The sequence below is a fragment of the Candidatus Neomarinimicrobiota bacterium genome (assembly GCA_022567655.1).
Classification (GTDB): Bacteria; Fidelibacterota; SORT01; order SORT01; family SORT01; genus JADFGO01.
Window position 1 is genome coordinate 22,206 of sequence record JADFGO010000012.1, and the last position, 13,687, is coordinate 35,892.

10 protein-coding genes are annotated in these 13,687 nt (G+C 41.0%); 9 read left to right on the forward strand and 1 reads right to left on the reverse strand.

Annotated features, from left to right (window positions below; genetic code table 11):
* The first annotated feature begins 287 nt into the window (after nt 1–287).
* From thpR to IID12_02495, 7 genes are all read left to right on the forward strand, one after another.
* The gene (gene thpR, locus IID12_02465) at nt 288–851 is read left to right on the forward strand and encodes an RNA 2',3'-cyclic phosphodiesterase (protein MCH8287956.1); all 564 of its coding nucleotides are present in this window, start codon (nt 288–290) and stop codon (nt 849–851) included.
* 9 nt (nt 852–860) lie between these two features.
* On the forward strand, nt 861–1,904 hold the full coding sequence (gene recA, locus IID12_02470) for a recombinase RecA (GenBank protein ID MCH8287957.1): 1,044 nt from the start codon (nt 861–863) through the stop codon (nt 1,902–1,904).
* Nucleotides 1,905–1,937: 33 nt separating this feature from the next.
* The gene (locus IID12_02475; protein ID MCH8287958.1) at nt 1,938–2,438 is read left to right on the forward strand and encodes a regulatory protein RecX; all 501 of its coding nucleotides are present in this window, start codon (nt 1,938–1,940) and stop codon (nt 2,436–2,438) included.
* Between the two features lies 1 nt (nt 2,439).
* Complete coding sequence (gene alaS / locus IID12_02480; GenBank protein ID MCH8287959.1) at nt 2,440–5,055, forward strand: alanine--tRNA ligase; 2,616 nt, start codon at nt 2,440–2,442, stop codon at nt 5,053–5,055.
* A 13-nt stretch (nt 5,056–5,068) separates the two neighbouring features.
* Nucleotides 5,069–6,520, forward strand: coding sequence for an aminomethyl-transferring glycine dehydrogenase subunit GcvPB (gcvPB, locus tag IID12_02485; GenBank protein MCH8287960.1), 1,452 nt, complete (start codon nt 5,069–5,071; stop codon nt 6,518–6,520).
* A gap of 70 nt (nt 6,521–6,590) precedes the next feature.
* Nucleotides 6,591–6,950, forward strand: a complete 360-nt coding sequence (locus tag IID12_02490; GenBank protein ID MCH8287961.1) for a DUF296 domain-containing protein — start codon at nt 6,591–6,593, stop codon at nt 6,948–6,950.
* Nucleotides 6,951–7,029: 79 nt separating this feature from the next.
* A complete protein-coding gene (locus IID12_02495; protein ID MCH8287962.1) occupies nt 7,030–9,636 on the forward strand; it encodes an HD domain-containing protein in 2,607 nt (868 codons plus the stop codon).
* On the opposite strand, the gene IID12_02500 is transcribed toward IID12_02495, so the two are convergent.
* Nucleotides 9,629–12,583, reverse strand: a complete 2,955-nt coding sequence (locus IID12_02500) for a hypothetical protein (protein MCH8287963.1) — start codon at nt 12,581–12,583, stop codon at nt 9,629–9,631. The two genes, IID12_02495 and IID12_02500, sit on opposite strands and share 8 nt — an antisense overlap.
* Before the next feature lie 165 nt (nt 12,584–12,748).
* Here IID12_02500 and IID12_02505 point away from each other — a divergent pair, with 165 nt between their 5' ends.
* Together IID12_02505 and IID12_02510 are read left to right on the forward strand one after the other, a co-directional pair.
* Nucleotides 12,749–13,132 carry a RidA family protein gene (locus IID12_02505; protein ID MCH8287964.1) on the forward strand — a complete coding sequence of 128 codons (384 nt, stop codon included), beginning with the start codon at nt 12,749–12,751 and terminating at the stop codon, nt 13,130–13,132.
* 9 nt (nt 13,133–13,141) lie between these two features.
* On the forward strand, nt 13,142–13,687 hold a 546-nt coding region (locus IID12_02510; GenBank protein MCH8287965.1), incomplete at its 3' end, for a diacylglycerol kinase family lipid kinase.

Consider the following 13,687-nt stretch of genomic DNA (forward strand, 5'->3'; position numbering starts at 1 on the left):
AGACTGCGGAACTGTCCGCAAATTGCTGGCCTACAGAAGGCGCATGGAAGATCAGCAGAACGCCGCTCAAAATTATTATAAATTTTATTGTAACTGCCTCAAATTGCTGTTTTACAGGTCAATTCAAAGGTATTTTAATCACACGGTAAAGTCAATAGATGCACATAAATTGAATAAACGAGTATTGCTTCAATCGGTTCAGGATATTATTAAATTCAGTTAATGCCGACGAATATTTTCTTTTGCTTACGACTAAGTTAAGATTTACATTTACTATCTATCTTGAAATGAAAATCAGGACATTTATAGCGCTTGAACTACCGGAAGAAGTTAAAAAAGAAATAGTAGAAATACAGAGGCGATTGGTCATTAAGGATGCGAAAATTAGATGGGTGAGTAAAGAAAATACTCATTTGACGCTCAAATTCCTGGGCGGCGTCGAAGAACGTTTAATTCCTGATATCTATGAAACGATAAACACTGCTTCAAAAAGCTTTAATTCATTTCAATTGAATTTGTCAAATGTGGGACTATTCCCCAATAAAAGACGACCAAAAATTATCTGGGCAGGTATAGGAGGACGTACCTCTGAACTTGAATTATTGGCGGAAAAATGTGATTCTGCGCTGCATCGGATCGGTTTCAAAAGAGAAAACAGGAAGTTTAAACCCCACCTGACTATAGGTAGAATAAAGAGTCTGGGTGACGCACAGGATTTTTCTCAGAGATTGAATGATCTTGAGGTTAATCCGATAGAATTTGAAGCGGTAAAGATCAATATAATCAAAAGCGACCTGACCTCCGGTAGTGCAGTATACACTCTGTTAAATTCCATAAATCTCATTAAATAGGAGAGCAAAATGGCGAAATCCGTAGATGAAAAAGAAAAAGCTCTTGACTTAGCAATTACCCAAATAGATAAGCGGTTTGGAAAAGGTTCTATAATGAAACTCGGAGATCATGCGTCGCTGCTCGGAACAGTCGATGTAATACCGACCGGTGCGCTCTCTCTTGATGCGGCGCTCGGCATAGGAGGAGTGCCCAGGGGAAGGGTTATTGAAATTTATGGACCTGAAGCGTCGGGCAAAACCACGCTGAGCCTTCATATCATAGCTGAAACACAAAAGTTGGGAGGGAAGGTGGCGTTTATCGATGCGGAGCATGCACTTGATCCACGTTATGCGAAGAAACTTGGTGTGGATGTTGACGAACTACTCCTATCCCAACCCGACTCCGGAGAACAGGCATTGGAGATAACCGAGACCCTTGTCAGGAGTAATGCTATCGACGCGATAGTAATCGATTCCGTTGCCGCGCTTGTTCCAAGGGCGGAATTGGAAGGGGAAATGGGTGACGCGCATATGGGACTGCAGGCTCGATTGATGTCTCAGGCGTTGAGAAAACTCGCCGGAATCGTGAAAAAATCGAATACTTGCCTGATCTTTATCAATCAAATTCGTGAGAAAATAGGCATTATGTTCGGCAATCCTGAAACAACATCAGGTGGAAGGGCGTTGAAATTCTATGCTTCTATAAGAATGGATATCAGGAGGATCGGAGCCATCAAAGAAGGTTCTTTGTCGATTGGAAACAGGGTCCGGGTCAAAGTCGTAAAGAATAAAATGGCGCCTCCATTTCGTGAGGTAGAACTCGACATCATGTACGGTTTCGGGATTTCATACGAGGCTGATATCCTCGATTTAGCATTGGAAGCCGACTTAATTTCCAAAATGGGCAGTTGGTATTCATACGGGGATGAAAGGCTGGGACAGGGTAGAGAAAATACCAAGATTTACTTACATGAAAACCCTGATGTATTGGAGGAGTTAACAATAAAAGTTAAAACTTTTCTCGGGATCGATCAGGATGGAGATGAGACTGAGAGCGAAGAAGATAAGGAATAGAGTAAATTATTAGGAGCCGGTTTCTTTAATCAGATGCACGAAGAAAATCAGGGGAATTTAAATTTAGACCTCCTTTCAAAAGCAAAAGAGAGTGCAATAATTTACCTGAGTTATCGTGACAGGTCTATCGCAGAAATGAATCGGAGACTTTCCAAAAAAGGATATCCGCCTGAAGTGATTGAGAACGTCATTCACACCCTTGAAGAAACTGATTTACTGAATGACGAGCGGTTTGCATTAAGTTATTCGAGCTATAAAGTTGAGGATAAATCCTGGGGTCCGGAAAAACTCAGGTTCGAGTTGCGCGTCAAAGGAATAGACAAAGAGTTAGCCGAAAAGGTAATTAATAGAACTTATGAAAAATACAGTCAAAATGATCTCATACAGAAACTAATATCGAAACGGTTAAAAAATCGGCAAGAGGCAAATCGCGCGGAAATGAAAAAACATATTGATTATCTTAAGAGGCGCGGGTTCAGGTGGGACGTGATCAGGGAAGCGATCTCAGACAACGAAGGATATTTCACGGATTAGAATGAAATCGTCGAATGAAATCAGGGCGGAATTCCTAAAGTTCTTTGAGGACAGAGGGCATAAAATTGTTCCTTCCACTCCTGTCGTTCCAGCCGATGATCCCACGCTGTTATTTATCAATGCCGGAATGAACCAATTCAAAAACATCTTTCTCGGGACGGAAAAAGTTAAGCACACAAGAATAGCGGACACTCAGAAGTGTATCAGGGTTAGTGGTAAACACAATGACCTTGAAGACGTAGGAATAGATACTTCGCACCATACGTTCTTCGAAATGCTCGGCAATTGGTCGTTTGGTGATTATTACAAAAAGGAAGCCATCGAATGGGCGTGGGAACTTCTGACGGAGGTTTGGGGGCTGGAAAAGGAGAGGCTCTGGGCTACGGTGCACGAAACGGATGCCGAAGCGAAGAAGCTATGGCCCAAGGTTACGGAGCTGCCTCGTGAGAGAGTATTAGAATTCGGAGATAAAGATAATTTTTGGGAGATGGGCGAAATCGGTCCCTGCGGTCCGTGCTCGGAAATTCATTATTATATCGGAGATGATATTACCAAGCAATCCGCCGATAAAATTAACACGGACGATCCTGATTATATTGAAATTTGGAATCTCGTTTTCATCCAGTTCAACAGAGATTCTCAGGGTAGATTGAAAGAACTTCCTCAAAAGCATGTGGATACCGGATTGGGACTTGAAAGGATTGTCTCGATCATACAGGATAAGCGGTCGAATTATGATACCGATTCTTTTTCTCCTATCATAAATGAACTTGAGAAAATCACAAAAAAGAAATATAAGGGTGAAAATCAGCCGGCATTCAGAGTTATCGCAGATCATCTCAGGTCGCTCTGTATTTCAATAGCAGATGGAGTAATGCCGTCAAATGAGGGCAGGGGTTATGTCATAAGACGCTTGCTCAGGAGGGCAGCCAGGTTCGGAAGAACTCTCGGAATGGAAAAACCCTTCATTTATACGCTCGTGACTTCGCTGTCCGAAATGATGGGAGAGACTTTTCCGGAACTGATCGAAAAACAGGAGTACATTGAAAAAGTTATCAAAGCTGAAGAGGTGAATTTCGGCGAAACAATCGATAGGGGTATAGAGTTATTCGATTCGGTTGTAAGTCGGCTGGAAACGGAAAAGAAGAGCGTTATTCCCGGGAAGGATATATTTAAGTTATATGATACTTTCGGATTTCCTGTAGATTTGACGGAACTGATGGCGAAGGAAAAAGGATTAGGCGTGGATATTGAAAAGTTTAACGAAGAAATGGCATCCCAGAAGGAAAGAAGTCGATCCGGTAAGAAATTCGCCGTTGAAGAATTAATACCGGAAGGAGTCGAACTGAACTCTGATCCAACGATTTTTTTAGGTTATGATACGCTTGAATCCGAAACGGAAATAACCCAGATTATATCTTTGAATAATAAGGATATATCGCTTTTACTTAAAGAAACACCTTATTATGCGGAATCGGGTGGACAGATCGGTGATTCCGGAGTTATTAAGAACAAAGATATCAATATTCAGGTCAACGATACTCAAAAAGTCGGCGATTCATATTATTTGCACATAGGAATAATTCTCGAGGGAAAGCCGAAGGAGGGTATGAAGGTTATCGTTTCGGTGGATGAAGACAGAAGAAAAAATATACTGCCCAACCATACTTCCACTCACCTGATGCATGCGGCGCTTAGAAAAATATTGGGCACTCATGTTCAACAAGCCGGTTCACTCGTAGCCTCTGACCGGCTGCGATTCGACTATACGCATTTTGAAAAACCATCGAAAAGTCTATTAAATGAAATTGAGAGTCTCGTTAACCGTAAAATTCGTGAGAACATTCAACTAAAGACAAAAATCACGAATTTTGAGGACGCGAAGAAATCAGGAGCGATGGCGCTGTTCGGAGAAAAGTATGGAGACGAAGTACGAATGGTAGAAATCGGCGACTTCAGCAAAGAACTGTGCGGTGGAACGCACGTTGGAAGAACGGGTGATATCGGAATGTTCCTGATAACCCAGGAAACAAGTATATCATCGGGCATTCGCAGAATCGAAGCGGTAACGGGAGTGGAAGCTTTCAAATATACTCAGGAAAATATGAATGTGCTTTCTGAAATTGAGGGAGAGCTCTCTACAAGTGGAAGCGAATTAGCTGAAAGAATCAGGAATTTATCAGATTCCAAAAAACAGCTGGAAAAGAAGCTGAAAGAAAAAGAAGTATCCTCTTATTTGTCAGAAATAGATTCATGGATTTCGGAGGCGAGCGAGATTCAGGGCGTTACTCTGGTGGCAAAAATTATTGATTCATCTTCTGTTGATGAAATGAAAAGTATAGGAGATGCGCTCAGGGATAAGTTAAAGAGCGGTGTAGGAGTTTTGGGTGCAAAGATTGATAACAAGGCGTCCTTAATTACAGTCATGACGAAAGACCTTATTGACTCTGGTCTGAGTTCAAAAGATATAGTAACCACATTGGGCAAAATTATAGGCGGAGGCGGAGGAGGCAGCGATCATATGGCTACCGCCGGAGGTAAAAACCCGGAATTATTAAAGGAAGCGATTGAAAAGTCAGCGTCGGTTCTGGAATCATTTCTAAAAGAAAAAGTATAGGGGAATATTTTCTGTGGAAAAGTTATTGAACGAGTTGAGTGTTGAGGGTAGAATAGGTTATTCATTGCCTAAGCTCGACGTGGAAGAGAAAGAACTGTCAGAATTAATACCGGTAAAATATATCTCGGAATCGAAGCCGGCGCTTCCGGAGCTAAGCGAACCGGAAATCGCCAGGCACTTCATAAATATGAGCATCAGTAACCATCATATTGATAAAGGGTTCTATCCCCTGGGCTCATGCACGATGAAATATAATCCGAAACTCAATGAAACTGTTTCTCGATTACCCGGATTTTCTGCAATCCATCCGCACCAGCATGAGAGTTCGATACAAAACGGGCTTAAATTACTTTATGACCTCGAAAAAAGCTTATGCACCCTGACAGGAATGGATGCGTTCACGCTCCAGCCTGCCGCCGGTTCTCAGGGCGAGTTGACAGGAATTATGATAATGCGAAAGTACCATTCAGCAAATGGGAACCCGAGAAAAAAAGTACTTATCCCTGATTCCGCTCATGGAACGAACCCGGCAAGTGTTGTAATAAGCGGGTATGAATCTGTTCCGGTAGTGTCCGATAAACGCGGGCTTGTCGACGTTGATGATTTATCCTCTAAGCTCGATGAAGAGGTTGCCGGAATGATGATTACGAATCCGAATACTCTCGGCTTATTTGAGGAACGGATATTGGAAGTGTCTAAAATGATACATGATGCAGGCGCGCTTCTTTATCTCGACGGCGCCAACTTTAACGCTCTCGCAGCATCTCTCAATCCGTCCGATATGGGATTTGACATAATGCATCTTAATTTACATAAGACCTTCAGCACTCCTCACGGCGGGGGAGGTCCGGGATCAGGTCCTTTAGGGGTTGTGAGTAGTCTCGCCAAATATCTTCCTGTTCCACGGGTACAATTACAAAATGGAAAGTATAGTTTAGATTATGATTTTCCCGATTCGATTGGGCGTGTGCATGGCTTCTATGGGAATTTCGGTGTTCTGGTACGAGCCTACGCATATATAAAACTACTCGGATACGACGGATTTAAAGCGGCATCGAAGAATGCCATTATAAACGCCAATTATCTCAAAGCGCTCATCAGCGATAAATATACGGTTCCCTTCTCTCAACACTGTATGCATGAGCTTGTGATAAGTGCCTCTGAACAAAAAAATCGTGGTGTCAAAGCCGGTGATATTGTAAAACGGCTGCTTGATTTCGGAGTACATGCGCCGACAGTATACTTTCCTCTGATAGTTAAAGAGGCTTTGATGATAGAGCCGACGGAATCGGAATCGAAGTCATCAATCGAAAATTTCGTTAATATCATGAAGCAAATAGATGAAGAAATCGACACTGATCCCGAAATGTTGAAGAAAGCGCCGTATAACACCCCTGTGCGGAGATTGGACGAAGCCAGAGCTGTCAGACAATTGCGCATTACATGGGACGCTGTGGGAGAATAAATTCGACTACCAACCCGTCAAATATGGTTACCAGCTTCGATTAGAGAAGGGTGAGGAGATACATCGGTCTTTGAGAAAGTTTATTGAGCATGCCGGTATAAAAGGGGGTACGGTGGTCGGTTTGGGAGCAATGTCCTCTTACGTACTTGGATACTATGACATCCACAAGGAAGAGTACCAAAGGAAGGAGTATTCAGAAGAAGTAGAGCTTGTCTCCTGCGTAGGCAATATTGCTTATAAAGGTTCGGAGCCTATTACCCACCTTCACGCAGTAGTATCAAATCGTGAAATGGAAACGCGCGGAGGACATCTTTTTGAGGGAATAATCTCAGCGACGGGAGAATTTTCTATTATTGATTCCGATATTAGAATAGAACGGCTTAATATAGGAACCGGCTTACCGTTATTAGATTTACCGAATAAACTCTGAGTTTGACTTAAAGTATTACATCATATCCTTCCCCGTTTTATATTATTAATAAGTATCGAGTAAGACTTCAGTGTCAAACATGAACGATCAATTAGAAAAGTACTCCAAATCTTTAGAACAAAGTAGGCTTGAGATAAAAAAAACTCATTCCCGGGGAAGTACAGGTAATGAGACTTCAATCGCATTGACCGATTTAGCTGATGTTTGCCTAAGGGATCTAATTAAAGCGGAGGATATCAGTGACGCAATTATATCCGCTATCGGCGGATACGGAAGATGTCAGCTTTCACCATATTCGGATCTTGACTTGCTGATAGTACATTCTCAGAACACCGAATTATCGGAAGACTCAATAAAAAGTATTATCAGAACTTTATGGGATTTGGGATGGTCTGTCTCGAGTCTGTATCTGACCAGGGAAGAAATAACCGAAAAAGCGCACGCGGATATTCATTTTTTTTCATCTCTATTGGACTTAAGGATATTGCACGGCGACAAAGAAATATTAAAAGATCTACATACGGAGCTTTATGAAAAAGTATTTTCGATCGGATTCGAGAAATTCATGGATTGTAAACTCGAAGAAATAAACCGAAGACACATGAAATACGGAGCGACAAGCCGCATGCTTGAACCAAATGTTAAAGAGAGCGCCGGAGGCTTGAGGGACGTCCATTCTCTTATCTGGCTCAATATGAATCGTTCGATGCTTCCGTCGGTCAAACACGAAAAGGTTTATTCGAGGGTAGATTCTCATCTGAACGAAATATCAAAAGTCAGAAATTGGAATCCGTATCTAACCAAAAGATTAATTGAATCAAACGACTTGATGCTTCGAATAAGACATGAGATACACTATCAGAAGAGTGTGAAAAATGATCTCCTCGCGTTCGACGTCCGCGACAGTGTCGTGGAGAATTTGATCGTAGATGACACGGGGAATGGAATACATCGGTTCTTGAGAAACTACTATAAATCCGCAAGATATATCTCTAACGCTTTGAGGCACGCGGAAGAAGAAATAAGAGACGCAAAACTTACCTCAAAAAAATCTCCGGGGAAGCCGGTAAATGAATTAAATCATATTTATTCGGACGGTACCAGACTGTATTTGCCGAAAGAGAGTAGCGCCAAGTTCAGCGCAAGTATGACGGAGATAATGGAAATATTTCAGTATTCGAAAATAAACTCTCTACGACCCTCTTCAGGGCTTCTCTACGAAATAGAATCACGGCTTTTGGAGTACAAGCCATCGTCGTCGGATTTGGCCAAATCGAGATCAATATTTATAGAGCTATTCACGGATCTGAATAATCTGGCGCCCATATTGAGAAATCTTTTTGAAACAAGTGTAATGAATCTGTTGATTCCCGAACTGAATGATATTTACTGCCATGCTCCGAAAAGCAGGTACCACTATTATACAACCGATGAACACACGATGAGAGCTCTTGAGATTCTGGAGAAAGTCGCTTCCCTCGATAGTGTCGGAGAGCTGCATGACGTAATGAATAGATTAGAAAGAAAGCAGGAATTATTACTTGCACTGCTATTCCATGACATTGCCAAACCTCACGAAAAAACCGAGTCAACCCATCAGGTCGAAGGCGCTGTCATCACAGGGGAAATATTGGAAAAAATAAAATACGATGGAAACAAAGAACTGATTACGCGGCTTATTAAACACCATTTGCTGATGGAGCAAACCGCCTTCCGCCGGGACTTAGTCCTTCCGGAAACTATTGAGAAGTTTGTAAGCAAAATAATCGACCATGAAACACTCGACGCTCTCTATCTATTGACGTATGCGGACCTTTATGCGGTCAACCCGGTTGTGTGGTCCGAGTGGAAGCGATCGCTGTTAAGCGAACTTTATGGAAGGGCAAAAAATCATATTGATGGACATATTCAGATAGAAATCGACGAGGTAAGCCGCGGGTTGTTGGAAGAATTGGAAGATGATGTTGATAAGAAAAGTTTTTCTGACTTACTAAGCCTATTGCCTCCATCTTATCAACTGGAATTTGACAGCAGGCAGATTGCCAATCATATTGATATGGCGAATAGGGTCGAAAAAGAAATAGTCGTAATTGAAAGCAAAGGATTATTCAATTTCAGCGAGATCACTGTTATCACTGCAGATAGGAAATATCTACTTTCAGATATCTGTGGTGTTTTCTCAGTGAACAATGCAAGTATCTTTGAAGCGAAAGTATTTACACGGAAGGATAAACTAATTATAGATAATTTTCGCGTTATCAATTTAGGTGACGGCGGTCCACTTTCGGATGATGTTATAGTAAACATTCAACTCGATTTGACTAACGTATTGAAAAATCACATAAGTATAGATGATTTGCTAAAGCAGCACAAGAAGCGATGGAAATGGAAGGCGAAGAAACATCGCGAAATCCCACTCTATTTAGATTTCGACGAGTCTGAAAATTATTCAATAATTGATATTACCGGAAGCGATTCGCCGGGATTGTTATACTCTATTACGAGAGCGTTATCAGAATTGAATATAATGATATACACTGCGAAAATATCAACCAAAGTTGATGGATTGATTGATTCTTTTTACGTATTAGATGCAAATGGGAAAAAGATAGGAGTTGATGTGTCTGAAAATTCGATCCGGAAAGCCATTTCTGACGCAGTCCGGACTACTACTCATCTCACTTAAGAGACTTCTCAACGTTAAGCAGCAAAGCTTCTACAACAGATTTAACTGAAGAACTGTAACCCTCCAATAAATCGTTTAGTTCATACCAGGTATCTAATCCGATAACTTTGCTGATATAATGCCTTTTCTCCTGATCGATTGGAAATTTACTGTCCTTTATATTTAGGGACATAAACAGATGCTGCTCAACAATTCTATAAAACTTATACGCTTCTTCTAATAACGCCGACTGTGATCGTGAAATAACATTTTGTTCGTTGAGAAATTTAATAGTATTAATAGTACCCTTTGGTGGAGTGTTCAACGCTGAACCGGATGAATAATGGATAGCAGATAATAGAACTGAATTTTCAATATCGGCTATCCCGCCTTCGGACCACTTCAGGTTAAAATCATCCGGAGACGTTTTTTCCTTCCGTGTCCTTAAAGTAATCCTCATAAACTCCCTGTAATCCTTGCGTGTCAGCTTTCGAGCATTGACTGAACTTTTAATAATCTCTTCGGCATCAGTGATAGAATTGCCGCTATTCCAGATTTGTCTTATTTTTGAAAAAGCCATCACTTCCCAGAACAACGCTCTACTCTTCAAGTAATCGGTTAACTCAGTGAGGGTGGTCAATAATACAGCGTTTTTGCCTTCAGGTCTAACGCGGTAATCCAATTTGTAGATCGGAAATGATTCGTCATGCCCGGCGACCAATTGATTAAACATCTGGATGAACCTGGTACCGAGTTCTATATCCTTTGCTCTTATTTTCTGCCTATTTGGGGGAGAGAGAACAAAGATCAGATCAAGGTCGCTCGAAAATCCAATTTCTTTACTTCCATGTTTACCTAAGGTAAATAGGGTTAAGGGTACATTTATTTCATTGGTATAGTATAATTTCTCAACTGATTCTTTAAGTATAACATCAGCTAAATCAGTCAAAGCTGTTTCAACTGTGTTAATATGGCTGTCTCCGAGAAAATACCATAAGTATATTGTGATCTGCCATCTAAGAAAGAAAAACAATCCTGCCTTTTTGAATTCAACGACGTTCAAATTTTTATCAATTTCATTTTTAAACATATTCTTTAACTTTGAAGCATCAAGAGGAAGATCCGGTTGAAAAACGCCATCTATGAGTTCAGGGTTTGCGGATAAAAGATCTGATGCATTAGATGAGCTGCCGGCCAGAAAGATCAATAGTTTAAGAAGATCCGGCTGTTGTAAGAATAATTCATATAAGGTGCCCGGTGCGTTATATGAATGAACAATCTTTTCGAGGTTATTTAAGGTGAGATCCATATCGGGTGATCTGCTTAAGTTATGATAGAAGACGTTCCAGAGGTCTATAAATTTGTTCTTGATCGATTCTGATAAGAGGTGTGGAGGATGACCGTTGCATAAAAACTGAACATTCTTAAGCGAATTTTGAGTGTTTTTGAATCCCAATTGTTTCATAACAGTCAACGCTTCTTTGTTATCAGAATTGGAATCGAATATCAAATCGACGTCTATTTCGTTTACTTCCGAGATAAATAAATTTTCAAATATTTGCCTTACCGACTTCCGATAATCGATAATTTTATTCATCAATTCACTTGCCGACGAGTGTGATAACCTTTTCGCCAAATGCAGAATGCTGCTGTGCTTTATAGGAAGCGTATGGACTTGACGGTTATGGGCATACTGAAGAGCATGTTCTACCTTCCTGAAAAAACGATACGCTTCTTGTAATGTATCGGATTCTCCGGACGAAAGTTTACCGTTTAATTTCAACTGTTTAAGAGATTCTAAAGTACCTATTCCTTGAAGCTCCGGAACGGAACTGCCGAACAGATGCTGGAGAGTTTGACAGACCGATTCAATGTCTCTTATGCCTCCGGGGCTCAGCTTGATGTTATTTCGTGATCGATATTTTCTTTCACTCCTCAATTTGACTCGATAAATATTTCTGATATATGACATGCCCGAGTCAGGTGAATAGATCCACGGTCTTACACGTCGTATAAATTCAGATCCCGTATTAATATCCCCGGCACTGATACGCGCTTTTATCAGCATCTGCCGTTCCCATGTGTGACCACTGCGCTCATAATAGCGAAGGTAACCGGCTAAGTCCTTTACGATTGGTCCCGCTTCTCCATCCGGACGTAATCGCAAATCCACGCGGTACATTTGAAGGTCATCGGTTTTGTCGGAAAGGATCGAAGAGAGTTTTGAAGCGATTTCCGAATAATAGGAGAATTGAGTTGATTTATTCACATTGTCGCTGCTTGATTTCCCATTATTATAAACGAACAATAAGTCGATATCCGAACTGTAGTTGAGCTCCTTTCCGCCAAGCTTCCCGACGCTGATAACGCAAAATGTGCTCTCTTGAATATCATACTTATGATTAAGCGTCGATATAGCGATATCGAGAGATTTTTTAATGATGAAATCGGCAAGATTAGAAAGGTAGGTCATGGTCGTTTCGAGATCAGCATATCCGAGAATATTCCTCACACCAATTTGAAAAAACGCCTTTTCTTTGTATAAACGCAATTGGTGTAGCCGGTCATTTAAAGGGATGGTTGAGATACCAATATCTTCTAACGCACTATCCTCAATATCAAGATTTTGAGCTGAATTATTATCAGGATTCAGGTATTGAAAGAGGTCCGGTCTTCGTAACAAAACTCCGGCGTAATACTCACTATGGCCAGATAATGTCAGCAAAGACTCGAGACCGGGTTCGTAAAACAGATTTGATAGATCGGTACGCTTCTTGTTGAGGTTTATATATCTTTCAAGAAAATTAATCGCCTGGTCCGGAGCCGGATTATTCTTAATTAGTTGAATGAGAAGTTTCTGATCAATACTTATGCTCAACGATTTTTCAATCTTAGAAAGATTTTTTTTGAGAGTTCCGGGATTCTCAAAAAATGATATAAGATTCGGTTCTGTTTTGTCGGTAGTCAAATCTCTTCCTTAATCAAACGTTAAATATATATAACTCTCATGGAAAGTGGAAAAGATTCCATTATTATCAGCACAATATATTTCTTATATTAAAAGTGTATTCTCACACGAGACTTTAAATAGTAATGGAAGTTAACACATATTCTGATTGAAGAAGGAATATTAATGAATAAGGAGGTTATAACAACGTCAGGTGCACCTAAACCGGTGGGAGCCTATAGCCAGGCTGTAAAAAGTGGTAATTTTCTTTTTGTATCAGGTCAAATACCACTTGATCCGGAAACCGGTGAAATTATCAGTGGTGATTTTAGGGAGCAGACTCGCCGAGTTTTGAATAATATTATGGCTATCCTTGACGCTTCGGGTATGTCTGCCGAAAATGTTATTAAGACAAACGTTTATATGACCGATCTTACAAACTTTCCGATAGTGAACGAGGTCTATGCCGAGTTTTTTAAGTCGGACCCACCTGCGAGGGCAGCGGTAGAAGTATCCAAATTGCCGCTAAACGTTGAAATTGAAATCGAATGTATTGCGGAAACAGAGTAAGATCAGTTATTGAGTATCAAACTAATCATCAATCCTAAGGCAGGGAAGGGATCGGCTTTTAAAAAGAGTCAATCAGTCATTGCCGAATTAAAAAAAAGAAATGTCGATTTCGATTATGAGTTAACTAACGCACCGCGCGAGGCGGTCGGAATAGCCCGCGAGGCATCAGGGAAATTTGAGAAGATAGTGGCGGTTGGTGGAGACGGAACGATAAATGAGGTTGGTGAGGGGCTTGTAGAAAGCGATTCTATTTTTTGCGTCATACCTCTCGGATCCGGAAATGATTTCGCAAACGAGCTCAAGATTCCGTCCAAAGTAAATGCGGCAGTAGATCTGTTATTGAAAGGAAGTGTTCGAACTATAGATGTGATCAAGGTGAACGACAGGATAAGTCTTAACACGGCAGGCGTGGGATTCAACGCTTTAGTTAGCGACAGTGTAACTCAAATTAAATACTTGAGAGGTCTGTCGGTCTATATTTGGGGCGTTGTAAAATCTGCTGTTCGTTATGAAGCGATTCCGATGAAGATCGTTATCAACGACAAAGTAATCGAA